This is a genomic window from Pseudoalteromonas issachenkonii (assembly GCF_002310795.1).
GTDB classification, from domain to species: domain Bacteria; phylum Pseudomonadota; class Gammaproteobacteria; order Enterobacterales; family Alteromonadaceae; genus Pseudoalteromonas; species Pseudoalteromonas tetraodonis.
The window spans coordinates 1529199-1555038 of the sequence record NZ_CP011030.1; the positions used below are offsets into that span (position 1 = coordinate 1529199).

A 25840-nucleotide genomic window follows, 5' to 3' on the forward strand; every position below is an offset into this window, starting at 1 on the left:
ATTTTTGTTATAAAAATAGCTATTTGATTGTATTGATAACTTCACTTCAAACAAACCTTTTGAGGTGAATAACCGTACCGGTCGATAAGATGAATAAAATACTATCGAAAATAGCAAAAAACACTCAACTACTTCAATCGTTCTTGAGCGGCTTAGTTTATTGCGCCTTTGACTGCTTTTGCTGTAATGCCCACATACGGGCATATTCACCGTTTTGATTTAGTAGTTCTTGGTGTTTGCCTTGTTCAATAATTTCACCAGCTTCTAAAACAATAATTGAGTCTGCATCGGTTATGGTCGAAAGTCGGTGTGCAATAACAATACTGGTGTGATCATTTGCCACTTCACGCATTGCTTTTAAAATAGCTTGCTCTGCATGAGAGTCGAGCGCAGAGGTTGCTTCATCAAAGATTAAGATGGGTGATTGCTTTAAAATAGCACGGGCAATGGCAATCCGTTGTTTTTCACCCCCTGAGACTTTTAACCCACGCTCACCCACGAGGGTTTTATCGCCTTTGTCTAAGCTATTTATAAAGTCGGTTAAGTGCGCCATGTTAATTGCTTTATTTATTTCATCTTCAGTTGCTGAGGGTCTGCCATAGGCAATATTCTCACGGATGGTGCTATTAAACAGCACAGTATCTTGGGGGACTATCGCAATGGCTTTACGCAAGCTTGCAAGAGTAACTGTATTAATTGCTTGTTTATCTATGCTAATAGTGCCTGATGACAGCTCATAAAAGCGATACAGTAATCGGGCTAATGAGCTTTTTCCTGCACCACTTGCACCCACAATCGCGACTTTTGAGCCGGCAGCAACATTAAAGCTAATGCTTTTTAAAATAGGCCTTTTACTGTCGTAGTGAAAGCTTACTTTATCAAAGCTAATTTCACCTTGTTTAATGACCAATTCTTTAGCCTCATGAGCATCCGCCACTTTAGGTTGTGTATTAAGCAGGCCGAGCATGTTTTCAAGGTCGGTGAGGGCACGGCGTATTTCGCGATACACAAACCCTAAAAAGTTGAGCGGTAAAAAGAGTTGAATCATATACGCATTGATCATCACCAGTTCACCAATCGTTAACTCGCCCGTGACAACTTCGCTTGCGCCAAGCCACATTAATGCGGTTATTGCACAGGCAATTATGAGTGCTTGCCCTGAATTTAGCGCCAGTAACGAGAGTCTGTTTTTTAATCGTGCTTGTTCCCAGGTTGCTAAAAACGTATCGTAAGTTTTAGCTTCATACTCTTCGTTATTAAAGTATTTAACGGTTTCGTAATTTAATAAGCTGTCGATGGCGCGTGTGTTACTTTGGTTGTCAGCAGCGTTTGACTCACGAATAAAGCGGTTTCGCCATTGGGTAACTGCCACGGTAAAAAAGATATAAATAGCCACAGCAAGTAGGGTGATCAGCGCAAACCAAATAGAAAACAAGGTGCCAAAAATAATCGCCACGGTCATTATTTCAAACAACGTGGGCACAATATTAAACATTAAAAAGCGCATTAAAAAGCTCAAACCACTGGTGCCGCGCTCTATGTCTCGACTTATACCGCCAGTTTGTCTGTCTAAATGAAAGGCTAAATCTAACGAATGCAAATGTTTAAATACTTTAAGGCCAATATCACGCATGGCATGCTCGGTGACTCGAGAAAATACAGCATCGCGTACTTCACCTAAAAACACGCTGGCAAATCGCAGTGCGCCGTACATAACGAGTAATAAGGTTGGGACGAGCAGTAGCGGGTTAATTGATTTATCAACCGCATCAATTATTTCTTTTAAAGCCCATGGCATGAGCAATGTCGCGCCTTTAGCACCCACAAGCGCTAATATGGCAATCAGCACACGGCCTTTAAATTTAGTGATATAAGGCCAAAGAGTTTGAATGCTTTGTTTTAAATTCATAGCGTCGGGGCGTTTTACTGAACTTTGTCTGGAGCGCATCGAGGATCTCAGTATTTGTTTTTATATAAATGAAATAGCTTAATGTTGGCTATTGTATTTTAATTAGCTGCCCTTATATACTAGCTATCCTTTATTTTAGTTTTAAATGACAGATGTTTAAATTTCGCGTTTTTTTAGCTACATGCTTGTTTTTTGCCGCACTCTTTAGTGGGCAAAGCCATGCTATGGGTGTAAAACACGAATTAAACAATAACCAAAGCAGTTATAGCCATGTTGTTAATGTCGAAAATTTAACTAATGCTCCCACACCGTTAAAGTCGCTAGGTAATTTACAGCATAAAAACTCAAAGCATTCTGAGTTTGCTGCGCATCAGCCTAGGCTAACAGCCAATAACTCATTTTTATTTTTACACAGTGCGCAGGGCGATCCTGAATACGATGTAGTGCATGAGTTTTTTGCCCTAAATGGGTGTAGGCATATTTTTTTGCGACCGCAAGCAGTCACCATAAGTCAGCCTTGGTATACCTGGGTATTTAAAAGTAAAAAGTCGCGCTTGAGCGGCTGGAAAGATGCGAACCTGTTATACACCGCTGTAACCACCTACCATGCTTAATGTTTCTTATTTAATTTAATTGGTTATAACGCTTTGCGTTTTGACCTGCAGATTAATTGTACCTAATAGGTACGTTACTGGGCTATGCCGAGTAATAAGGAACAACTATGTTAAGTCTAAAAAAACAAAAAAAGCCATTTATGGCTAAATTTAAATTAAGCTATGTAGCCATGCTGATTGTATTGGTTTTACTAGCAATAAGCGCCTTACCTAATTTATACCCGAATAAATCGTGGTTGCATATTAGTGCCGCTCCTGAGGTTAAAACACAAGCAATACCAAGTACTGAAAACATAGTGCGCTTTTTAAATAGCCAAGGGTTTGAGGTCAGCCAAGGGGTAGAAAACCAAGCAACAATTAATGTGCTTTTAAATACACCTACGCACAGTGCCCAAGCTCAAGCGGCTATAAAATCGAATTACCCAAATACACAAGTTAAAATTGTAGAACATGCAACCAGCCCTGTTTGGTTACAAGAGTTTGGTTTATCGCCCATAAAGCTGGGTCTTGATTTAAACGGCGGGGTATTGTTTGTACTTGATGTTGATTTAGATAAAGCCATTGATGAGCAATTACTCAGTGCTTACCAGCAAACGAAAGCCATCATTGTTAAACAAAAAGCCTATGGTGTTAAAGCAAAGCAAACTAACCAGGGCTTTGAAATAAGTGCATTAGAAAATGCAGCCGAAAAGCTAACCTCAGTTATTAACGACCTTAAAAGCCGCTTTGAAAATCTAACTATAACCACATCAACTCATGGCAACTTACAGGTCGTTAAAGTGAGTTATTCTGAGCAAGGGCGCAGCGCATTTGATAAACAAGTCATGAGCCAAACACTCACTACGCTTCGCTCACGCATTGAAGAGTTAGGAATTACCGAGGCGGTTACACAGCGCCAAGGTAAGCAGCGCATTCGCATTGAGCTACCCGGCGTCCAAGACCCAGCCGAGGCAAAACGTATTATTGGTGCTACCGCGTCACTTGGATTTTATCAACTTAAAGAGATTGGCGGGCAAACATTTAATTTGCAATCGGGTGGGACTATTAAGCTCGACCCTGTGCCTATTTTTACTGGTGAGCATATTAATAATGCCAATATTGGCCGTGATGACTGGGGTAAACCTTTAGTACAACTGAGCCTAGATAGCCAAGGTGGCGATGCTATGTCGGCGTTTTCTAAGGCGAATATAGGCAAGCCGATGGCAACGCTCTATTCAGAGTATTCACAAAATGCTAAAGGTGAAGTGGTTAAAAAAAGCGAAGTCATTAATGTGGCGAATATAGCCCAGCATTTAAGCTCGCGCTTTAGTATAACCAATATGCAAAGCCAGCAAGCGGCTGCCGATTTAGCGCTATTACTACGTGCAGGATCGCTTACGGCGCCAGTGACCATAGTACATGAACAAACTATTGGTCCAAGCCTTGGCCAAGACAACATTAACAATGGATTGGCGGCGTTAATGTTAGGCATGGGGTTAACGCTTGCCTTTATGGCGCTGTGGTATCGTCGTTTAGGGCTTATTGCAAATGTTGCGTTAGTTTTAAATTTAACGTCTTTAGTGGGGTTAATGTCATTATTACCTGGGGTGGTTTTAACACTTCCTGGTATTGCAGGTTTGGTGCTAACCATAGGAATGGCAGTTGATACTAACGTGATTATATTTGAACGCATTAAAGAAGAACGCCGCAAAGGACGTCCTCCATATCAAGCGATACAAGAGGGCTATAAACAAGCTGCGAATACGATTTTAGATGCCAATATTACCACGATGATCACCGCGATTATTTTATATGGTATAGGTTATGGCCCTGTAAAAGGCTTTGCTATAACGCTTGCGCTGGGACTTATCACATCGGTATTTACTGGTGTGTATGTATCGAAATATTTAAGCCAAAGCTTATATTTAAAGCTGGGTAAAAAAGCAGGAGTAAACGCGCATGCTTAATTCTTTTTTAAAATGTGAGGCAGGGTCTCGTATACGTTATACAGGCATGCTGATCAGCGCCATATTTGTGTTGTTGTCGGTATTCACCATTGCACAAAAAGGGCTAAACTTTGGCCTTGATTTTACGGGTGGATACTTAACAGAGTTTACCACCAGCCAAGGTGTTGAACTAAAACAGCTTGAGCAATTTATTGCAAAAAATCATCAGGGTGAATTTGAGCTAACAGCACAGGGCAATAATCATTTTCAACTAACACAAGGCCCCAATAATACAAGCAATAACGATGACTGGAAAACGGCTATTAGCCAAAACCCAACTATAAATGCTGAGGTTTTATCATCGGCTTATATTGGCTCTCAAGTGGGTGATGAACTATTTGAACAAGGCTGCTTAGCATTATTTGCTGCGATGGTCGCGGTAATGATTTATTTAGCTGTTCGTTTTGAATGGCGTTTGGCATTAGGCTCTGTGGTGGCTTTATTTCATGACTTAGTGCTGGTGGTTGGCTTATTTGCATGGTTACAAATAGAGTTTAACCTAACCGTTTTAGCCAGTTTGTTGGCGATTATTGGCTACTCACTAAATGACTCAATAATAGTTGGAGATAGGGTGCGCGAGCTGTTGCGCATACCAACAAACATCACACTCAAACCAAGCAGTATTATCAACAGTGCTATTAAAAGCACCTTAACTCGTACGCTTATTACCTCCGGGACTACGCTCGCAACGGTGGCAAGTGTTTGGCTGTTAGCAGGGGCGCCGCTTCAGGGATTTGCAATTGCTCTGTTTGCAGGAATAGTCGTAGGCACGTTATCGTCCATTTGTATTGCTGCAACATTACCCGAGCTACTTGGGTTAAGTGCTAAAAACTACGATAAGCAAGTGGATCAGCAAACGCAGGCATTAATGGATATGCCATAGGCTTAAATCAGCATTGTTGTTACACAGCAAAGGGATAGTGTTAGGTGTAGCAACAATGCTAAAATGGCAAAATTATTTTACCGTATTTAGTGAATTTCCAAATGAATAAAGCCCATGTTACAGAGCACCTGCGTTTTGCCTTAGAAGAGCAGCTTAATACTGCGAAAATTGCAGCTCAAACAGCCCACGATACCGCGACCCACGAAGAAAGCATTGCAGAAACTCAATATGATACGCTCGGGCTTGAAGCTGCGTATTTAGCGCAAGGTCACGCTGATCGGGTGAATGAGTGTTATAAAGAAATACAACTATTTGAAGCCATCTACAACGACGCCGTTACAGGCACAATAGCAGTCAGTTCATTGGTGTGTTTAGAAGATGATGCAGGCACACAAAAATGGTTTTATTTAGGCCCAGCAGCTGGTGGATTAACCGTTGATATTAAAGGCACAACTATTCAAGTGCTTACCTCTGGTGCACCATTAGGCCAACAGTTATTAGGTAAACAAGTCGATGATGAAGTTAGTTTAACACTCGGTGATGTAAAACATAGTTACGATGTGGTTAAAGTGCTTTGAGTGTAGTATTTATTTGTCTCTTACGCTGAGACGCAGCATCTCGTAGGCCTCTTTGTTAAATAATTGCCTGAAACTTATAGAATAAAATTAAAGATGAGCCGTTTATGAACTTAGTTTTGGTTAGTGATATATTTGGTAAAACAGCGGCTTTAAAAGCATTAGCTGAAGAACTAAACGCTCAGTCTATTGTCGATCCCTATGGCGGGGTTGATATGGCATTTAACAGTGAACAGCAGGCCTATGAGTATTTTAGTCAGCATATTGGCCTTGATGAGTATGTCGCTATTTTACAAAAAGCGATTAAACCACTCGCTGGTAACATCATATTGATTGGTTTTAGTGTTGGCGCATCGGCAATTTGGTCAATGTCTTCACATCCGGCGATTAAAACGATAGCTAAGGGCATTTGTTTTTACAGCTCGCAAATTAGGCACCATACAGACTTACAACCACAGTTTGAGATTGAACTTATACTTCCGCATTATGAACCGCACTTTGATGTTAAATCACTGCACGTTGAGCTGGCAACAAAGGCTAATGTTAATGTAAAGCATGTTAATTACTTACATGGTTTTATGAACCCGCATTCGAATAATTTTAATCAACGCGCTTACGATGAAACATTAACTGTGTTATCTAATAAGCTAATATAATAAACTAGTTAAGGAGTGTTTATAACTCGATGTTAGCCGGTTTCACTCAATCACAACTAAGGCATTTATAGCGTGAACTTATAAGATTTGCTTGAGTCTGATAATCATTAACGGATAAGCAGTTAAATAAAGGACATAAATTTAAGGGAATATTATGGAGATAGGGATTTTTACCGTCACAATTACGGGTGTTTTACTCACGGCTTTAATTATAAAGTACTTAACTTTTAGGCCTGAGCGTGTTTTTTCTGATATTGGAGAAAACGTTCTACTTTGCAAAAAACCTCACTGGTTCAATAATAATAAAAGTAGAATGCAGCTTATTCCTAAAGGGGCGATAATTAAAATACAGCTAGCGTCAAATACCGTTACTTTATTTTGTAAAAGTGGCAATGTTATTGATATACCAGTGCCAAACTCAAAGTATACTGCCGATGTTTTGCAAAGCGCAAAAACACACTTTCGCAAAGCAGAAGTAGTAATACTAGACAACTAACACACCACTTTGAGAACTGAATTTAGATTTTCAATTTTTAAAAGGCGCTGAAAATCAATTAGTTAAAGTGTATGTCAGTTTGTTAAAGCAATAAAGCGCCAAGATTACGCAGGTTATTGCTGTATTTAATTGTTTATCTCAATGGGTTTAGGTTTTTTTAACAAATTTAGCCGTCACCATCATTTCACCTATGCCATCTACTTTACAGTCAAGCTCATGATCTTTTTTATCAAGTACACGTCTTACTAAGGCCTTGGTGCCAATTTTAATAACTTGTGAGCTACCTTTAATTTTTAAATCTTTAGCTACGGTTACTTTGTCGCCATCAGCAAGTAAAGTGCCGTTTGCGTCTTTCACTAAAATAGCGTCTTCGTCATTAGTAACATTCGGGTTCCACTCATAGGCACATTCTGGACAAATAAGCAGCTGTTGGTCTTCGTAAACGTATTCACATTGGCATTTAGGACAAGCGGGAAGAGACATGATGATCACTTTTAGTATTAAATTTTGGCTATTTTAAAACACAAATTAGCAATAAAAAAGTTCATCAAAAATTTTTATCTTTACGCTAAAAATATCTCGTTTGTGCGTATCTAAAAAAGGGCATATAAATCACTTGTCGCTTAAGCAATTTAAGCGCTAACGTTTATAGTAGATATTCGTTAAAGCACCTATCGTATTAAGTGATTTGCTAAATGCTGCACTTAGTGCGATAGGTGTTTCTATTTGCTGTTTTATTCGCTGAGCTAACTGATTAGCAAGGCTGCTTTGTATATTTTGACTTAACTAGGAAAAGTCGTGTTTAAAACCTTAATTGTGGTTGATAACAATGAGCAAACGCTTGTTCTTTCATTTGAAAATGTCATTACCTTTAACACCTATTTGCGTGACTACCCAAAACGCAACGAACCAAAAACCCGCATAATAAATCTATGTGATGCTAGCCAGTATTTAAGTAAAGGTTATTACTGTTCGTTACTTGCTGAGGCGCGTAAGCATCAAGTATTACCGAGTGTAAAAACAATTAACGCGCTTCGAAGCAATCAAGCGTCATTACAAAATATTGGCCATATTGATGGTGCTGTTTATTTTGGTCACGCGGGAAATGATCAACAAGTTAAAGCCGCTAAATCGGTATTTAAACAATATCCGGCACCTATTTTATTTGTTGATGAGCAAGGCTTATTACAACAAGGATCATTAGCGTCATTGAGCGAGCAGCAACACACTGATTTTATAGAAAAACTAAATGAGTTTACGCAAACACAGTGGCGAATTGGTAAGGTTGAACGTCGTTTTCGTTGGGATATGGCTATTTTGGTTGATCATAACGAAAAAGTACCGCCAAGCGATAAAGATGCAATTACACGTTTTATAAAAGCAGCAGCGAAACATGGTATTAATGCAAAAGCACTCAGCTTTGAGGAAATAGACAATATTGCCCAATTTGATGCGTTGTTTATTCGCCAAACAACAGCGATTGATCACCCAACTTACCGCCTTGCAAGTAAAGCACAAAGCCTAGGTTTAGTGGTGATTGACGATGCGGAGTCTATTTTACGATGCTGTAATAAAGTGTACTTACATGATGCATTTAATTATCAAAAAGTACCGAGCTTAAAAACCGTGGTGGTGGCAGATCAATCAAAAGACACAATTGAGCAACTAGAGGCTTCGTTTACTTATCCACTGGTATTAAAAATGCCAGAAGGGTCGTTTTCAAAAGGCGTGTATAAAGTTGCTAATCGTGATGAATTAGAAGCTAAGCTTAGTGAGTTATTTGCTTTAAGTGCGCTAGTTCTGGCGCAAGAGTACATGTACACAGAATATGATTGGCGTGTGGGTGTGCTTAATGGCCGTGCTATTTATGCGTGTCGTTATTTAATGGCGCGTAACCATTGGCAAATATATAACCATGACGCGAAACGGTTTTTCTCGGGTGGCTTTGAAACATTGCCTACGTTTGAATTACCTAAAGCTGTACTGGATGCTGCTTTAAAAGCATGTAAAACCGTAGGCAAGGGTTTATACGGTGTGGATGTAAAAGAGCATCAAGGCCGTGCGTATGTGTTGGAAGTAAACGATAACCCAAGTATTGATCACAAAGTAGAAGATGGTTACTTAGGTGATGAGTTATACATGATCATTATGGATGAGTTTAAACAGCGCCTTGAAGCACGAGGCCGCGGCTAATGCCTAACGCATTGTCTGATATAACGATTTTGGCAGGAGCGGGTATTAGTATTCGCCCTGCAAGCGCGAGTGATTTAAAAGCCTTAGTGGCGCTTGAAAATGCCTGCTTTAGTAACGATAAGTTAAGTGCGCGAAGTTTAAAGCGCTGGCTTAGTGCTAAACATGGGATTTTATTAGTCGCCGAGCACAATGCGCAATTATGTGGTTATGGTTTGGTGTGGTGCCATAAAGGCACGCGGTTAGCGCGTTTGTATTCGTTAGCGGTATTACCGACGATGCAAGGCAAAGGAATCGCTAAAACGCTGCTTAAAGCCCTTGAAAAAGCCACTAGTGAGCGTGGGCGTATTTATTTGCGTTTAGAAGTGGCGGTAAATAACGACAGCGCCATAGGGCTTTATAAAAGTGTAGGGTATCGTGTTTTTGGTCAATATAGTGATTATTACGATGATCACAGTGATGCCTTGCGCATGCAAAAAAACATTCGCCAAACCAGCGAATTGCAAGTTGAGCGTTTAACGCCATGGTATCAGCAAACCACCGAGTTTACCTGTGGACCTGCTGCGTTATTAATGGCAATGGGCTCGCTTGATAACAGCACAGAGCTGAGTCAGTCACATGAATTAGCTTTATGGCGTGAAGGCACCACCATTTTTATGACCTCGGGACATGGCGGTTGTCATCCGTTTGGATTGGCATTGGCTGCAAATAAACGGGGATTTAAAAGTGAGGTCATTGTTAATACCTCAGAGCCATTATTTTTAGATGGGGTACGCAGTGATAATAAAAAAACGGTGCTAGCGACAGTACATCAGCAATTTGTTGAAGGCATAGCCTCGGCTAATATTCCTGTTACCTATAAAGATGTTGAACTAACCGATATAGAAACGTGGTTAAACCAAGGTTTTAGTGTGTTACTGTTAATAAGCACTTATCGGTTTGATGGAAAAAAATCACCGCATTGGGTATGTGTTACTCATTTAGATGCGCACTGTGTGTACGTACATGACCCGTTTTGCGAACCAGGTAACGACAATCAATTAGCGATTGACTGTCAATATGTGCCAATTGCACGCAGCGATTTTAGTAAAATGTCGGCTTTTGGTAGTCAAAGGCTTAGAACGGCAGTTGCTATTAGTAAAAAATAATAGATTAGGATTTTAAGTGACATTTTTAGATTTTATCGATGTAGCCCCATACTCGTGGGCAGCCATTGGTACGGCGGCTTTTTGTGGCGCTATTATTGGTATAGAACGACAATTGCGTGGCAAACCTGTAGGGATCCGTACCTCTGCGCTGATCACCTTAGGTACTTACTTGTTTTTATCGACTGCGTTTAATTTACAAGGGGATGTGATTGATCATTCTCGCGTAGTCGGGCAAATAATTACCGGCATTGGCTTTTTAGGTGCAGGTGTAATGCTGGCAAAAGACGGTGCCGTAGTCGGGGTTACCTCTGCTGCCACCATTTGGGTATTGGCCTCCATTGGCGTTATGATAGCAACCGAGAATCTAGGGGCTGCTATTAAGCTTTCGGTACTTGTGGTGGGTATTTTATACGGCGTTGACGTGCTAGAGGCTAAGTTTAAAAGCTTAAGTAAAGGCGTGCATGCTAAAGTGAAAAGTTATCATAAACGCTATTATCGAAAAGACAGCATTGATACCGAGCGCCACTAATTAGTGGCGTTTTTATGCGGGTAGTGCTTTGTTTTGGAAGCTAAGCGCATCTTCAATTGGTGCGGGGCGGCCAATAAAATAACCTTGTACACTGTCTACATTGAGTATTCTTAACGAGTTTAGTTCTTCTGCGGTTTCGATCCCTTCGGCAACAATGGTGCAGTCGATTGCTTTTGCAAATCCACACAGTGCTTTTGCCAGTAAAAATTTACGATCGTCTGTGTTTATATTTTGAGTCAGGCTAATATCTAATTTTATAATATCGGCCTCAAGCTCTAGTATGTGCTGAAATGAGGAAAAGCCAGCGCCTACATCGTCAATGGCCAAGTGCAGACCTTTGTTTCTGAGAGGCCTAAGTGCAGCTCGCATTTTTTCGTAATTAGAAATTGGCGAATGTTCAGTAATTTCTAATACCAGCCTAGTGCAGTCAATCTGTTGTAATGTTCGTTCAAGTGCACCGCTAAGAATGTACGAAGGCGAGCAATTAATGGCAATGTAAGTTGTATTATTAAACTTTGCCATATTGGCTACTGCATTTTTAATAGCGAGCATTTCTAATGCTTCATTTAAGCCAACCTTACTTGCTTCTTTAAACCAGATATCAGGGGTTTTATAAGGAGTGGTAAAAAACCGAGCAAGTGATTCAAAACCTACAACTTTATTATTTAGTTGACTATAAATAGGCTGAAAATAGATACTAATATCATTATCGCTAATAATTTGCTCAATAGTTGATTTTGTGTGGTTGTACGATACGCTTTAATCTAAACTCTTTTCAATTAATCCGGTCGCTATTTCTGAAATAATATTTAAAAAAGATAAATCGCGCTCATTTAAGCTCTCATCATGGTGTGATTTATAACAACAAAACGTACCATATAATTTCCCGTTCGACAGGTTGATAGGTACACCTATATATGCCCCTATACCTAATTTTTTTGTAACCGGCATCGCTTTGGTTATTGGGTTTGCTTTGGTATTAGTAATAATAGGGCTAAGCTTGTTGTCGGTGATTTGTTGGCAATACGTTTCATTAATCGGATCGGCATTACCCACTTTAACAATTTGGTTTTCAGAGGGGTTATCGACCACTTTAAAAACACGCTCATCGTTAATAAATTCAGATATAAAAGCAACATCCATATCTAAATGTTTACGAACCAAAGTGAGTAAGTTAGCTAGTTTAGCCTTAATGGATGCATTGTTGTGTTGTTCGACAAGCAAATTGGTAAATTCATCCATCGGCTATCTCCCTATGTTAATACCACTACACCTAATGAGTAATACTATAATTTATATATATAAAAAGATCTAATCAAGGCCTATCAATCTTTGTTCACGCATATTTAAATTTAGGCTAATATTAGCTGTTATAGTAAGTAGGCTTACATATAAGTTGTAGTTATTATCTATTTTTTAATGCTAGGCTGATATGCTTGAAGTTTATGGGAGGTAATATTTTAAAGGGATATTAATGCATCAGCATTCATTTGATAAAACAGAATCAGTCAGATTAACCGTATTCAAAAATATAAGCTTAATAATTACATTAGTTGCTTTAGTTGTCGCTTACGTTAATGTGTTTATGAGTAAAAATTATGTTTTGGGCTTTATTGAACTTGCATTAGCTTTTTTTTGTGTTTATACCTATCACCAAACGAGAACAAACCGCTCTAAATTATGGCATCGCTATGCTGTTATTTATACTTACTTTGCAGTTGTGTTGCTTGCTATCACCGCAATTAACTTAGAGACTGGCATATCGCATTGGGTGTGTACTCTTCCTGTATTGGTTTACTTATTGTTTGGAAAAAAGCATGGCTTTATAAGCAGCTTTAGCTTTTTGATTACGTTGTTACTGCTGTTTTATGTGATCGACAAACGGTTAGTTGAAATAAATTTTAAGCTCATCATTAATCTTTCTCTGACGTATATTATTGTGTGGGGTGTTTCACGTGTTTTTGAATCGATGAGAGCCTCTAATCAAGAGGAAATTATTAATTTAGATTACGCGACAGCTTAACGCAGGCTTACAACCGGCGTGCTTTTAAAAGCCATTTTCATAACCATATCGACTTTTCTAACCCCTATTGTTTTGCCTTAGCTGATCTGGATTTTTTTAAAAAAGTAAACGATAAATATGGGCACGATGCCGGTGATGCAGTGCTGGTACAATTAACACAGTTATTTAAAAAACATTTAGGCGATGAACATGTTTATCGTTTTGGCGGTGAAGAATTTACATTGGTGGTAAATGACGACATAGAGGTCGCTATAATCACAATGGATAAGCTAAGAACTGACATACAAAATCATCAATTTACTTATATGCAGAGCACGTTAAACATCACTATCAGTATTGGCTTGGTCGGTATTGATGCACATGAGCATACTCACCTGAGTGAAATTTTAAGATTAGCCGATAATTATTTATATTTAGCTAAAAACAACGGTCGAAACTGCGTTGTCAACGGCCTGACTAAAATATCAAACAAGGGCAAAGAAACATTAACCAAATAACTTTCGTCTGACTACTTTTCTGTATTCGCTCGGGGTTTGGCTCAATACCTTTTTAAACACACGGGTTAAATGCCCTTGATCGTTATAACCAACTTCTAACGCGACTTCCTGAATTGATAAGTTCGATGAGGCCAGTAATTCTTTTGCACCTTCAACACGTAGCTGCTGCCAGTACTCTATAGGGCTTTGATTTGTAGCAAGTCGAAACCTGCGTGTAAACGTGCGGTAGCTTAAGCTAAATTGTGCCGCGACTTCTTGTAAATCTAACTCACTAGATAAATTAGTTTTTAACCAAAATTGTATTTGTGCAATAAGTTCATCAGCATGTCGGTTAACGGCGCCTTCTAAATAGCGTTGATCTTCGTAGGGTTTACGTATTTCATGTGAAAAGTTCCGCTCAACATGCTGCGCCGCTTCTTTACCATAGTATTGGCTAATAATATGAACAATAACGTCAGCTAAGGCATTTAAACTGGCTACCGTATACATGCGCTCTGATTGGGTAATAAAAAAATCAGGTTTTAAGCTAACGTTTGGATAATCTTGAGAAAATTGCTTGGCATAATGCCAGTGAGTGGTTGCAGGGTGACCATCAAGTAAACCGGCTTCTGCGAGCAAACAATTGCCGGTACCAACACCAATAATATGGCTTCCCATGGTAAAACTCTCATTGAGCCAATTAACTATTGGTTGATTCGTTTTAACAACAGGGCGTGGATTACGCCAAATACCCGGAACAATGATTAAATCGCAATAGGGGGCGTTATCACTGCTGCAATCAGGCACGATGGCTAAACCTGTTCTGGATGCAATAGGAGCAATATTTTTAGCAATTAAATGAATATTCAGCGCTCTAAAGTGTTGCTTACTAGTGTGCCCCTTGGCGAACGCTTCACCTGCTCGGAGCATTTCAATTGGCAGGGTTAAACTAGTTACCAGTAGATGCGAGTAAACAGCAATGGCTATATTTAATGGTGGATTTGTTGGATTATTGCTCATTTAAATGCTCCGACCAGTTGTTTCTGGCCTTTTATGCTTAATATTTGGCTATTAAAGCACAAAGATATGTGCGTAATCCATTTAAACTAACTCCATATTCTTATAACACGTTTTTTTAAAGGTAAATTATGACCGCATTACCCGTCATTGTCGGCATGGGAGGCATTAATGCCGCTGGCCGTACTTCTTTTCATCAAGGTTATCGTCGTATCGTGTTAGATAGCTTAGAGTCACAAGCTCGCCAAGAAACATTTTTAGGCCTCGCCACATTAATGAATTTAGTGAGTGTTGTGAATGGACAACTACAAGACATGCAAGGCAATAATGTTGAGCAAAGCGACATAGAAGCACGTTTTGGTGAGCAAATTATTGCAGGTACATTAATTCGTAAAATTGAAAAACAACACTTTGATGTAGATGCCACGCCGTGGCAGCAAAAAATGACGTTAACCGCATCGGATGAAAACGCGATTGTGTTTGAAACACGCCGTCGTGATTTACCTTCGCCAGTACCTGAAAGTTGGCACGTAGAAGAGCTTGAAAATAAAAAAGTGAAAGTAACTATTGCGGCTCAATTTGATATTAAACATGATTCTACTCGTGATAACCCAATTAAATCTGCTGGGCAACTACCCACAGGGTTTGATCCGTCAATTATGTACAATAGCCGCTACCAACCTCGTGGTTTACAAGCCACTATTTTTGCTGCCACCGATGCAATAAAATCAACCGGACTTGATTGGCAATACATTATGAATAGTGTTGAGCCTGATAAAATTGGTACCTATTCAGCATCGGTTATTGGCCAAATGGACGATAAAGGTTTAGGTGGGTTAGTCAAAGCGCGCCAGCAAGGTGATCGCGTCAGCACAAAGCAGCTAGCACTGGGTTTAAATACAATGTCGACCGATTTTATCAATGCCTATGTTACGGGCAATGTAGGGACTACTTTTTCTACATCGGGTGCGTGTGCTACTTTTTTATATAACTTGCGCGCAGCAGTAAATGATATACAAGCAGGGCGCACACGTGTTGCAATTGTGGCAAGTGTAGAATGTGCGATTACCCCTGAAGTGGTTGAAGGCTTTGGCAATATGAGTGCGCTGGCTAATATTGAAGGTTTGCGCCGCTTAGATGATTTAAGTAATGACGATGAACCTGATTATCGTAGAAGCAGCCGCCCATTTGGCGAAAACTGTGGCTTTACTTTAGGTGAAGGCGCACAAGTGGCTATATTAATGGATGATGCGCTGGCACTTGAACTAGGTGCAGACATTATGGGCTGTGTGCCTGATGTATTTGTTAACGCCGATGGAGTAAAAAAATCAATTACTTCACCTGGGCCTGGTAACTACATTACCATGGCAAAATCGGCTGCACTTGCCAGTAGCTTACTAGGTAAAGAGGCATTACAGCAACGTAGCTTTATTTTAGCCCATGGTTCAAGCACACCACAAAACCGCGTAACTGAGTCGTTAATTTATCATAAAGTAGCGCAAACATTTGCAATAGATAATTGGAAAGTAACCGCCCCTAAAGCGTATGTTGGCCATACTATAGCACCTGCCAGTGGCGATCAGCTTGCCATTGCCTTAGGTGTATTTAGTCATAATATTATGCCGGGTATTACCACTATAGATAAAGTGGCTGATGATGTTTATGCAGATCATTTAGATATTCGTAACAGTCACTATGATTGTGGTGATATGGATATTGCATTTATAAACTCTAAAGGGTTTGGTGGTAATAATGCAACAGCCACAGTGCTTTCAGCAAAAGTAACGATGCAGATGCTTGCTAAGCGTCATGGCGATGAAATGATGGGGCTTTATACCAGCAAGCATGCAGCGGTAAATGAAGCACAACAGCACTATCAACAACAAGCAGATTTAGGTCAATACGCGCTAGTTTATCGTTTTGGTGATGGGCTGATTGATGAAAATGACATTGTTATTGATGAGCACAGCATTCAGCTGCCAGGCTTTGAAAAAGCAATTATATTCAATACAACAAATTCCTATCAAGATATGTTCTAAGCACACATACTTGTTAGCAAGGCGCTTTTTAAGCGCCTTTTTTAATGACTAAAAACAACAGCGTAATAACTAAATATATTTAGCAATCAGGCTGTTTTTATTACGATATTTCCAGTTTAAGTAGCGCTTAGCGAGTAGGGCGGTAAGCACAACCACTACAGCTATCATCGCCATGGTTGCAATATAACTCATACCATACCCTGATGGTAAGCCAACAAGGGTTTCACCATAGGTCATATCACTAAAGTTAAAACCAAGAGCAGGTATTAAAAGCCAACTGATAGCATGTAGCAAATACAAGTGAGTGAGGTAGGAAAACATGCTGGTTTTACCTAGTACTTGCAGAAAATTTTGCGAAAAACTAGCTCTTAAGTGGCTCAACATTTTTAGCGCAATTAAACCAAGCCCTACAGTAAGTAATATAAATTGTAACGACAACGGATATTTAGTCGGATTTAAAAACGACATAATAGTCAGCAGTGGAGCTGTATGTGTAGAAAACTGTGACATATCACCGTATAAATTAAAGCCGCGTAGTATTGAATAAAGTGCTAGGCAGCTCATACCCATAATAAACGCGTAATTCATCACTTTTTTACTATAATGCTGAGATTTATAATATACACCTGCACAATAAGCCAAACACATGAGTCCAACAATAGGCGCAACGGGGTATGTCGTTCTAATAGAAAAACCAAACGGCAGTGCTAATACATTTTTTTGATGAACGATAGACCACAGTGTATGCGCGATGGTGTTACTTTCAAAGGTAATGCCATCAAGTAAGTTATGACCAAATACCAGTAATAAGCCAGCTATAAATACAGGGTATATACCTGTTAAGCGAAGCAAGCCAAGCACCACAAAGCCCCAGCCAATCGCCCAAATTACTTGAGCATATAACATCGGGAAAAGAGGGTTAAAACTCCATGACCATGACACAATTGTAAACTCAAATAAAATAAGCACTAAGCCTCGAACTATTAAAGCGTTAGCAAACTGACGAGTACACGCGTATTTATGCTCTGTAATAGCGGCAGAGAGGCCTGCTAAAAATACAAATAATGGCGCACAGAAATGCGATATAAAGCGTGTGAAAAAAGTAAGCGCATCTGTTCCGGGTATGGTCATGGGATCAGTTACTGAATAATTTAGACAATAATACATGCCGTGATCTATCACCATAAATATGATGATAATGCCGCGTAATAGATCAATATGATGCAAGCGACTTTGCGATAAAGATAATGACATAAAATACAATTAACAAGAATGAAAAAATGAACTTGATTATATGTTATATTATATCAAAAGGCGAGTTTGAAGATTGAATCTAACAGGGTGATCGCGTCAACGCTAAGCAATTAATTATAATTTTCATTATTTAAATTTTTTAACATACCTAAGCGTTATGAAGTTTATTACTGCCAACAAAATAGCTATTTCATAGCGGCTGTACGCAATAGCGATACCAATTAAACCCATATTCCAAATACTCGCAGCTGTTGCTGTTCCAGATGTAGACTGGTTATTTTTTAAAATAGCGCCACCACCAATAAAACCAATACCTGTAATAATACCTTGTAACATTTTAGATTGCGCCTCTGCCCCCTCCAAAACTGACATAGCAATCAGTGCATAACCACATGATGCGACGGCAACTAAAGGAAACGTTCTTAGACCTGCACCATTATGGCTATGCTCTCTATCATATGCCATTGGCAGGGCAAGTAAATACGCCATGCCAAGATGAATCAAGTTATCAATAATGTCTCTCCACTGTAGATCAATTTCCATTGCTATTTCCACGGATAAATTTTAAATAAGTAGCAAAAATTGAACCAAGGTATTAATTTAAATAAAATCATTGTGTTACCTTTGTTTTATCGAGGGGGATGAGTGGCGTTAGCAATATTTACACAATAAAGTGCGTTTTTACCCAGTAATGAATTTCAGCTGCGTACCACACAAGCAAACTCTATTATGTAAAATTGTGGGGCTTACATATTTTTACAACACTCCCTTTTTAAGTCGTATATAATTTGGCTTATTTGCAACGAGAGTTTACATGCGCATTTTATTAATTATTATCTTTTCAAATGTATTAAGTGGTTGCACAGTAATGGGTATATTTTTGGATGAAACGGCGAGATCCAAGTTAAACATCAATAGCACTAATAGTTTTGTAAAGGATAAAGATAGTTTTAGTTTTAGCAAACTTGGTTACGAAACTGATAACGCCATAATTGAATTTATAAAAGAAGATAACGGTGTGATTAAAAAATGTAGGCAGGTTACTAAGGTCTTAAAAGAATGTGTAGAAGTAGATAAATCTACTCTACACAGTAATGAACCTAAGCCGATAAAAACTGATGATGAAATAATAAGTGTTGGTCTATAAAGCTACTAATAAAAAAGTAACTATGATCGTAACCAGCGTGCATTTCGAGCTGCAGCGGATACGCTTTTTTATTAGCGATATCGACCAAATTTTGCGGCTTAAGCTGCTCTTCTAAAAAGTTATCAGCATCACCTTGGCTTACCAGCATAGGTAAATAGTTAGCTTGCTCGGCTTGCTGCATTAATTCGCAAGTATCGTAGTGTGCCCACGTTGTTTTGTCGTCGCCTAAGTAGCCTGTAAATGCTTTTACACCCCACGGACACGCCATAGGATTAACAATAGGACTAAATGCCGAAGCGCTGGTGTACGATTGTGGGTTTTTAAGTGCAATCATCAATGCGCCGTGCCCGCCCATTGAATGACCACTAATTGCTTTTTTATCTGTAACAGGAAAGTGTTGCTCAATTAGTGCCGGTAACTCATTAACAACGTAATCATACATATTAAAATGGGTGTTGTAGGGCGCTTTTGTGGCATTAAGGTAAAACCCAGCACCTTGTGCAAAATCATAGCTGTCTTCGTTTGGCACGTTATCACCACGTGGGCTCGTATCTGGCGCTACAATGGCGATACCCAGCTCCGCTGCTTTTTTAAATGCGCCTGCTTTTTGCATAAAGTTTTCATCGGTACAGGTTAAACCTGATAACCAGTACAGTACCGGCACCTTATTGGTTTCACTGGCGCCTGGCGGTAAAAAAACTGCAAAACGCATAGTGCAACGAGTGCTTGAAGCGCTATGGCTGTATTGCTTATGCCATCCGCCAGCTACTTTAGCCGTTGAAATATTTTCTAACATAACAATCCTTAAAAGCCGTTACTTAATAGCAACGGCTTGTGATGGTAATTAAGTGAAATGAGCGTATTAGTAATGAATTACAGTACGAATACTTTTACCTTCATGCATTAAATCAAAGGCATCGTTAATTTCTTCTAGGCTCATGGTATGAGTGATAAAGTCGTTTAGCGCAAATTCACCCGCCATGTAACGCTCTACAATTTCAGGAAGTTGTGAGCGGCCTTTAACACCACCAAATGCGCTACCACGCCATACACGGCCAGTAACAAGTTGGAACGGGCGAGTTGAAATTTCTTGGCCAGCACCAGCTACACCAATAATCACAGACTCTCCCCAACCCTTATGACAACACTCAAGCGCAGAGCGCATTACATCAACATTACCAATACATTCAAATGAGTAATCAACACCGCCATCGGTCATCTCAACAATGACTTCTTGAATTGGCTTGTCAAAGTCTTTTGGATTAATTAAGTCGGTAGCACCTAGTTTGGTCGCCAAGTCAAATTTAGAGGTATTAATATCAATACCAATAATACGACTTGCACCAGCCATTTTAGCGCCAATAATGGCAGATAAACCAATACCGCCTAAACCAAAAATAGCCACCGTATCGCCCGCTTTTACTTTAGCCGTATTTGTTACAGCGCCCATACCGGTAGTAACACCACAGCCTAATAAACAAATTTCTTCTAACGACGCTTCTTTGTTTACTTTAGCCAATGAGATTTCTGGCAATACTGTGTATTCAGAAAATGTAGATGTACCCATATAGTGGTAAATAGGCTCGCCATCTTTGAAAAAGCGAGTGGTGCCATCTGGCATTAAGCCTTTACCTTGCGTTTCGCGAACTGCTGAACACAAGTTTGTTTTACCTGAAGTACACATTTTACATTCACCACATTCTGCGGTGTATAAAGGAATAACGTGATCGCCAACTTCTACACTTGAAACACCTTCGCCCACAGCATAAACCACACCCGCGCCTTCATGACCTAAAATAGCGGGGAAAATACCTTCAGGATCTTCACCTGATAAAGTAAAAGCGTCTGTATGGCACACACCAGTGGCAGTGATTTTGACCATTACTTCGCCTTTTTTAGGCATCATCACATCAACTTCTTCAACGCTTAAAGGCTGATTAGGGCCCCAGGCAATCGCTGCTTTTGATTTTATAAATTCAGACATGTGTATATCCTTTGTAGTGGTTTGAATATGAATTGTAGACCCATACTGTTTGGGTGATGAGGTTATTGTATTTGTTTCTCAGATAATGATAATCTTCAATTTAATAAAACACTTTTACAGTATGGTAATAATTATGCGTTGGGAAGGTATTGATGAGTTTATTGCTGTTGGCGAAGAGGGGAGTTTTACCCAAGCTGCACAGACGTTAGGTTTATCGGTTGCTCATATTAGCCGCCATGTTACAAAGCTAGAACAACGGTTAAATACGCAATTATTAACACGTACCACTCGAAAGGTTGTGTTAACCAAAGAGGGCGAGCAGTTTTTACACCAAGTTAAACATTTACAGCACGCAATGGACGAGGCCACTCAAGGCTTAGCATCGGTACAAACCTCACCTAAAGGTAAAATTAAATTAACAGCACCGGTTATGTATGGTGAAAGTTTTATTATGCCCATTGTGCATTCATTTATGCATGATCACCCAGAGGTAGAAGTAATCGCAACGCTCTCTAACGAGCAAGAAAACTTATTAGAGGGGGGCTTTGATTTAGCCATTCGACTAGGCCATTTAAAAGATTCAAGCTTAAAAGCGCGGCGCTTGAGCTCGCGACGATTTATTATGTGTGCTTCACCTGCATATTTAGCGCGTTTTGGTGAGCCTCACACTTTGGGGGAGCTTAACAATCATCAATGTTTAATTGGCAATAGTAGTTATTGGCGAGTAAATGAAAATAATCGTGATAAACATATTAAGGTCGCAGGGCGATTGCATTGTAATAGCGGCTGGGCACTGGTTGACGGCGCTATAAAGGGTTTGGGTATTGTTCAGTTGCCTGATTACTATATTGAAAATGAAATTAAATCCGGTCAGTTAGTACCTATATTAACTGCATACCAACCACAACAAGAGGGCGTGTGGGGTCTATATCCGCCACGGCAATTTGTGGCTACTAATGTGCGGGTATTACTTGATTACTTAGTAACAGGGCTGAAAGTTTAGCAGGGTTTACTGGCTTGTTTAAAATATAGCCAAGTATCAGATTTATAAATTATTTCTTACATTTATGGTGATATTCAATTGCGCTGAGTTCGTGCTACTATAACGCCACACTTTTGGCATTAATGTTTTAATTAATATGTTTCAACCTGTTAGCCTATTTATCGGACTCAGATATAGCCGCTCCTCTAAAGGCAATGCGTTTATTTCGTTCATTTCGTTTTTTTCTATTGCAGGTATAGCGATTGGTTTAATGGCGCTTTTTACGGTCAGTAGTGTAATGAACGGCTTTGAGAGTAGTTTAAAATCAAATATGTTGGGGCTTATTCCTCACGTTGAAATACAAGCCAAAGATCACTCCAAAGCGCAAATGAATTCGCTAAAACCTGCGCTTGAGCAATCACCGTATGTTGATCATGTTAGTTTATATCGCCACGGTGAAGCCATATTGCAAACCAATAAAGATCTTCACGGGGTGTTATTACAAGGCCTTTACGACAACAACGGCTCGCTATATAAAATCACCGACAAAATAGTGCAAGGCAATTGGCAAAATGTACTAAACAATAATTATAATATTGCAATAAGTCGTTATTTAAGCCGCAAACTTGGCGTTGGTTTAGGTGATAAGTTACGTGTAATTATGCCTAACGCATCTACGTACACCCCACTTGGGCGCATGCCAAGCCAACGTTTATTTAAAATTGCTGCTATCTATGAAACTGGCTCTGAAATAGACATGGGACTGGCATTTACCAGTGGCGTATCACTACAACGGGTTTTAAAACTTAGCAACAATACGGTACCTAATTTAAGCGTGTCACTGCATGAGCCGTTTGCACTTGACCAATTTATGCAAGACAGCCAACACATACTCAATGACTTTAAACTCACCGACTGGCGAAGCAGTCAAGGCACTTTATTTGCCGCCGTTGCGATGGAAAAACGCATCATGTCTATGCTCCTTGGCTTAATTGTGCTGGTGGCGGTATTTAATATTGTATCGGCACTGACCATGATGGTCAGTGAAAAACAAAGCGAAGTAGCAATTTTGCAAACATTAGGACTCACACCAAGCCAAGTGCAAACCGTATTTATGGTACAAGGGCTCTATAACGGAGTAATTGGCACGGCCGTGGGTGCTTTTTTAGGTCTTTTATTAAGTTTATATATAAATGAACTGCTGGCTTTGGTTGGTTTAAATTTACTATCGGGAATTTCACTCCCCGTCAAATTTGATGTGGTTAGTTTAAGTGTTATTGCCGTTTTAAGCTTAGCAATGAGCTTTTTAGCGACTTTATATCCAGCACGCCAAGCCGCTAAAGTAAACCCAGCAGAGGTATTACGTTATGAATGATTTAGTAATTAGTTGTGAAAAAATAAGTAAAGTGTACCAAGACGGGCAAAATCAGGTTGAGGTATTAAAAGGCGTTGATTTAGCCCTAACGCAAGGTGAAATGCTGGCAATTGTAGGCAGCTCAGGTTCAGGTAAAAGCACCTTGTTACATATTTTAGGCACCTTAGACACGGCCAGTGCGGGTAGTGCAAAAATAAAAAACCAAGACGTTGCTAAGTTATCTCGCTCGCAGCAAGCGGCTTTCAGAAATAAAAACTTAGGGTTTATTTATCAGTTCCACCATTTATTAATGGAATTTAGTGCGGTTGAAAACGTTGCCATGCCATTACTCATAAAAGGGTTGAGCGCGAAAGAAGCCAAAAAGAAAGCACTTAACATGCTAGATAAGGTAGGCCTTGCACATAGAAGTAGCCATAAGCCTTCGGCTCTTTCTGGTGGTGAACGTCAGCGTGTTGCCATTGCACGCGCTTTAGTGACAGAGCCTGCGCTGGTGCTTGCTGATGAGCCAACGGGTAATTTAGATAAGCAAAATGCGATTAAAATTTACGATTTAATTAATGAGTTAAATAAAAGTTTAAACACCAGCTTTGTGGTAGTGACTCATGATTTAGAACTGGCAGATAAGCTGGGTAAAATAGCGTACTTAGATGATGGTAAACTATCAATAAAAGAGTCTAGCCATGTTGCTTAGTGCCTTTATTAGTAAACGCTTTAGAGCCTATTCAGGCCATAAAGATGAAAAAAATGCCTTCGTAAGTTTTATAGCCAAAGCATCCACTATTGGTATTTTACTTGGTGTTGCCGTGTTAATTGTGGCGTTATCGGTGATCAATGGTTTTGAGCAGCAATTAGTGCATCGCTTATTGAGTGTAGTGCCGCAAGTTGAATATGTTGCCCCAAGTAGGCCGATTGCCGATTGGCCCACTAAAGTCGAAAAGTTAAAACAGCAACCACACGTAACGGGCGCAGCCCCATTTATTGCTGTTAATGGGATGGCGCAATTTAAAAGCCAATTAAAAGCGGTTGAGATCCGAGGTGTTGAGCCTTCGTTGGAAGGTGATGTGTCAGCCATAAACCAATTTACACAAGGTAAATTAGTCAGCCAGTTAACAGGTGATGATGTTATTTTAGGCAAGCAAATTGTTAAGCAACTTAATATCGCATTAGGTGATAATGTGACCTTGTTAATCCCGCAAATTAGTGAAAAAGGCCGGTCATTACTCGCCCCAAAACGCGTTACCCTCACGCTTGCCGGCATTATAGAAATGGGCGGACCAATCGACAGCAGCGCTGCTTTTATTCATCTTAACAAAGCACAACAAACCTTAGGCTATGATCAAAGCCAAGTAACAGGGTTACGCTTGCGTGTTGATGATGTGTTTTCGGCGCATCAAATAGCGCTTCGTGTTGGCCAGACCATTACCGATTATGTGTATATTTCGAGTTGGCTCAGAACGCAAGGTAGCTTGTATCAAGATATTCAAATGGTGCGCACGATTGTTTATATTGTGGTGTTTTTAATTATCGCGGTGGCGAGTTTCAATATTGTGTCTTCACTGGTAATGGAAGTGCGTGAAAAAGAAGGCAATATTGCTATTTTAAAAACCATGGGTGCGAAAGACAGTACCATATTGGCTACTTTTGTCATGCAAGGCTTAACCCAAGCATTTGTGGGTGTACTTTTAGGCTCAATTGTTGGCGTGATTTTAGCAATTAATATTAGTGAGCTATTTACTTGGCTGAGCTTATTACTGGGTGAAAACCCGCTAGAAGGTGTGTACTTTATCGAATTTTTGCCCAGTAAATTAGTTTGGCAAGATATTGTGTTGACCGTTATAGCCACCTTTGTGCTTGCGATATTTGCTACGCTATATCCAGCATGGCAAGCAACACGCGTAGATCCGGCAAAGGTATTGGGTAATTAAACACAGTATTTAATAGGGTGCTTAGTGTAACTCTGATAAACTGCGCCGCTACTAAACAGCTTTTGTTTGCTGAGCGCTTATTTACCTTGGGATTTACTTTGACAAATAACGATATTTTACGCCGTATTCGCTACACCTTTGATTTAACTGATTCAGCTATGGTTGATGTTTTCGCCGCAGAAGCGCAGAGCGTAAGCACTGAGCATGTGATTGCATGGTTAACTAAAGAGGGCGAGCCTGGGTATACCCCAATAAGTGATACTGAGTTTGCGGTATTTTTAAATGGTTTTATAAATACCAAGCGCGGCAAGCGTGAAGGTGAGCAGCCAGAGCCTGAAAGTAAATTGAACAACAATATTATTTTTATGAAGCTACGTATTGCTTTAAATATGAAAGCAGAAGACGTGATCGCGACCTTGGCGTTGGTTGATTTTGATTTAAGTAAACATGAGCTAAGCGCATTTTCACGTAAAGTTGAAAACAAGCATTACCGTGTGTGTAACGATCAAATCTTGCGTTTATTTTTAACCGGTGTACAGCGTACTTTTCGCCCAGATGGCGAAAAAGCTTAATGCATTTTATGGAGGTTGAATACAACCTCCATTTTGACCTCTCCACATTTACTCAATTATC

At 39.7% G+C, this 25840-nt stretch carries 26 protein-coding genes and 1 pseudogene; 18 read left to right on the forward strand and 9 right to left on the reverse strand.

The window, feature by feature from the left end; genetic code table 11:
• Positions 1-157: 157 nt before the first annotated feature.
• On the reverse strand, positions 158-1948 hold the full coding sequence (locus tag PISS_RS07030) for an ABCB family ABC transporter ATP-binding protein/permease (protein ID WP_198147823.1): 1791 nt from the start codon (positions 1946-1948) through the stop codon (positions 158-160).
• 113 nt (positions 1949-2061) lie between these two features.
• Here PISS_RS07030 and PISS_RS07035 point away from each other — a divergent pair, with 113 nt between their 5' ends.
• The 6 genes from PISS_RS07035 to PISS_RS19015 all read left to right on the forward strand — a co-directional run bounded on the left by PISS_RS07035 (position 2062) and on the right by PISS_RS19015 (position 7118).
• Entirely contained in the window at positions 2062-2523 is a 462-nt protein-coding gene (locus PISS_RS07035) for a hypothetical protein (protein WP_058154541.1), read from the forward strand.
• Between the two features lie 107 nt (positions 2524-2630).
• Positions 2631-4469 carry a protein translocase subunit SecD gene (gene secD / locus PISS_RS07040; protein WP_058154542.1) on the forward strand — a complete coding sequence of 613 codons (1839 nt, stop codon included), beginning with the start codon at positions 2631-2633 and terminating at the stop codon, positions 4467-4469.
• Positions 4462-5391, forward strand: a complete 930-nt coding sequence (gene secF, locus PISS_RS07045; protein WP_013464832.1) for a protein translocase subunit SecF — start codon at positions 4462-4464, stop codon at positions 5389-5391. The genes secD and secF overlap by 8 nt, the downstream gene beginning before the upstream one ends.
• A 101-nt stretch (positions 5392-5492) precedes the next feature.
• Positions 5493-5969 carry a GreA/GreB family elongation factor gene (locus PISS_RS07050; protein ID WP_008110531.1) on the forward strand — a complete coding sequence of 159 codons (477 nt, stop codon included), beginning with the start codon at positions 5493-5495 and terminating at the stop codon, positions 5967-5969.
• A gap of 104 nt (positions 5970-6073) precedes the next feature.
• Entirely contained in the window at positions 6074-6622 is a 549-nt protein-coding gene (locus tag PISS_RS07055; RefSeq protein ID WP_058154543.1) for a dienelactone hydrolase family protein, read from the forward strand.
• A gap of 154 nt (positions 6623-6776) precedes the next feature.
• Positions 6777-7118 (forward strand): hypothetical protein, encoded by a 342-nt coding sequence (locus PISS_RS19015; protein WP_232311346.1) that lies wholly within the window; start codon positions 6777-6779, stop codon positions 7116-7118.
• A 147-nt stretch (positions 7119-7265) separates the two neighbouring features.
• Here the strand turns inward: PISS_RS19015 and PISS_RS07065 are convergent, their stop codons facing one another.
• A complete protein-coding gene (locus PISS_RS07065; RefSeq protein WP_058154544.1) occupies positions 7266-7601 on the reverse strand; it encodes a zinc ribbon domain-containing protein YjdM in 336 nt (111 codons plus the stop codon).
• A 315-nt stretch (positions 7602-7916) separates the two neighbouring features.
• On the opposite strand from PISS_RS07065, the gene PISS_RS07070 reads away from it, so the two are divergent.
• Genes PISS_RS07070 through PISS_RS07080 form a run of 3 tightly spaced genes read left to right on the forward strand, consistent with a single transcriptional unit; the run spans position 7917 to position 10985 of the window.
• Positions 7917-9311, forward strand: coding sequence for a RimK family protein (locus PISS_RS07070; protein WP_058154545.1), 1395 nt, complete (start codon positions 7917-7919; stop codon positions 9309-9311).
• A complete protein-coding gene (locus tag PISS_RS07075; protein ID WP_058154546.1) occupies positions 9311-10456 on the forward strand; it encodes a GNAT family N-acetyltransferase/peptidase C39 family protein in 1146 nt (381 codons plus the stop codon). The genes PISS_RS07070 and PISS_RS07075 overlap by 1 nt, the downstream gene beginning before the upstream one ends.
• 16 nt (positions 10457-10472) lie before the next feature.
• Complete coding sequence (locus PISS_RS07080) at positions 10473-10985, forward strand: MgtC/SapB family protein (RefSeq protein WP_013464839.1); 513 nt, start codon at positions 10473-10475, stop codon at positions 10983-10985.
• Positions 10986-10997: 12 nt separating this feature from the next.
• On the opposite strand, the gene PISS_RS19020 is transcribed toward PISS_RS07080, so the two are convergent.
• Together PISS_RS19020 and PISS_RS19025 are read right to left on the reverse strand one after the other, a co-directional pair.
• Positions 10998-11714, reverse strand: a complete 717-nt coding sequence (locus tag PISS_RS19020) for an EAL domain-containing protein (protein ID WP_335337942.1) — start codon at positions 11712-11714, stop codon at positions 10998-11000.
• Positions 11715-11744: 30 nt separating this feature from the next.
• A complete protein-coding gene (locus PISS_RS19025) occupies positions 11745-12227 on the reverse strand; it encodes a GAF domain-containing protein (RefSeq protein ID WP_232311347.1) in 483 nt (160 codons plus the stop codon).
• A 232-nt stretch (positions 12228-12459) separates the two neighbouring features.
• On the opposite strand from PISS_RS19025, the gene PISS_RS19030 reads away from it, so the two are divergent.
• The gene (locus PISS_RS19030; RefSeq protein WP_058154547.1) at positions 12460-13008 is read left to right on the forward strand and encodes a hypothetical protein; all 549 of its coding nucleotides are present in this window, start codon (positions 12460-12462) and stop codon (positions 13006-13008) included.
• Between the two features lie 44 nt (positions 13009-13052).
• Positions 13053-13505, forward strand: a pseudogene (locus PISS_RS19035) (GGDEF domain-containing protein); the annotation flags it as partial.
• Here the strand turns inward: PISS_RS19035 and PISS_RS07095 are convergent.
• The gene (locus tag PISS_RS07095; RefSeq protein ID WP_058154548.1) at positions 13494-14504 is read right to left on the reverse strand and encodes a GlxA family transcriptional regulator; all 1011 of its coding nucleotides are present in this window, start codon (positions 14502-14504) and stop codon (positions 13494-13496) included. The pseudogene PISS_RS19035 and the gene PISS_RS07095 sit on opposite strands and share 12 nt — an antisense overlap.
• 128 nt (positions 14505-14632) lie before the next feature.
• Between PISS_RS07095 and PISS_RS07100 the strand changes: the two genes are divergently transcribed.
• A complete protein-coding gene (locus PISS_RS07100; protein ID WP_058154549.1) occupies positions 14633-16540 on the forward strand; it encodes a beta-ketoacyl synthase in 1908 nt (635 codons plus the stop codon).
• A 69-nt stretch (positions 16541-16609) separates the two neighbouring features.
• Here PISS_RS07100 and PISS_RS07105 read toward each other — a convergent pair whose 3' ends face one another.
• Both PISS_RS07105 and PISS_RS07110 read right to left on the reverse strand, forming a co-directional pair.
• Positions 16610-17794, reverse strand: a complete 1185-nt coding sequence (locus PISS_RS07105; protein ID WP_058154550.1) for an acetyltransferase domain-containing protein — start codon at positions 17792-17794, stop codon at positions 16610-16612.
• Between the two features lie 126 nt (positions 17795-17920).
• Complete coding sequence (locus tag PISS_RS07110; protein WP_013464847.1) at positions 17921-18337, reverse strand: MgtC/SapB family protein; 417 nt, start codon at positions 18335-18337, stop codon at positions 17921-17923.
• A gap of 271 nt (positions 18338-18608) precedes the next feature.
• On the opposite strand from PISS_RS07110, the gene PISS_RS07115 reads away from it, so the two are divergent.
• Positions 18609-18941 (forward strand): hypothetical protein, encoded by a 333-nt coding sequence (locus PISS_RS07115; RefSeq protein ID WP_083494652.1) that lies wholly within the window; start codon positions 18609-18611, stop codon positions 18939-18941.
• On the opposite strand, the gene fghA is transcribed toward PISS_RS07115, so the two are convergent.
• The gene (gene fghA, locus PISS_RS07120) at positions 18895-19737 is read right to left on the reverse strand and encodes an S-formylglutathione hydrolase (RefSeq protein WP_024601045.1); all 843 of its coding nucleotides are present in this window, start codon (positions 19735-19737) and stop codon (positions 18895-18897) included. The genes PISS_RS07115 and fghA overlap by 47 nt on opposite strands.
• Positions 19738-19803: 66 nt before the next feature.
• Positions 19804-20925, reverse strand: coding sequence for an S-(hydroxymethyl)glutathione dehydrogenase/class III alcohol dehydrogenase (locus tag PISS_RS07125; protein WP_013464850.1), 1122 nt, complete (start codon positions 20923-20925; stop codon positions 19804-19806).
• Between the two features lie 130 nt (positions 20926-21055).
• On the opposite strand from PISS_RS07125, the gene PISS_RS07130 reads away from it, so the two are divergent.
• The 5 genes from PISS_RS07130 to PISS_RS07150 all read left to right on the forward strand — a co-directional run bounded on the left by PISS_RS07130 (position 21056) and on the right by PISS_RS07150 (position 25779).
• Entirely contained in the window at positions 21056-21928 is an 873-nt protein-coding gene (locus PISS_RS07130) for a LysR family transcriptional regulator (RefSeq protein WP_029609976.1), read from the forward strand.
• 136 nt (positions 21929-22064) lie between these two features.
• Complete coding sequence (locus tag PISS_RS07135) at positions 22065-23282, forward strand: lipoprotein-releasing ABC transporter permease subunit (protein ID WP_013464852.1); 1218 nt, start codon at positions 22065-22067, stop codon at positions 23280-23282.
• A complete protein-coding gene (gene lolD, locus PISS_RS07140) occupies positions 23275-23973 on the forward strand; it encodes a lipoprotein-releasing ABC transporter ATP-binding protein LolD (RefSeq protein WP_013464853.1) in 699 nt (232 codons plus the stop codon). The genes PISS_RS07135 and lolD overlap by 8 nt, the downstream gene beginning before the upstream one ends.
• Positions 23963-25207 carry a lipoprotein-releasing ABC transporter permease subunit gene (locus tag PISS_RS07145; protein WP_058154552.1) on the forward strand — a complete coding sequence of 415 codons (1245 nt, stop codon included), beginning with the start codon at positions 23963-23965 and terminating at the stop codon, positions 25205-25207. The genes lolD and PISS_RS07145 overlap by 11 nt, the downstream gene beginning before the upstream one ends.
• A gap of 98 nt (positions 25208-25305) precedes the next feature.
• The gene (locus PISS_RS07150) at positions 25306-25779 is read left to right on the forward strand and encodes a YehS family protein (protein WP_058155487.1); all 474 of its coding nucleotides are present in this window, start codon (positions 25306-25308) and stop codon (positions 25777-25779) included.
• Positions 25780-25840: the final 61 nt, after the last annotated feature.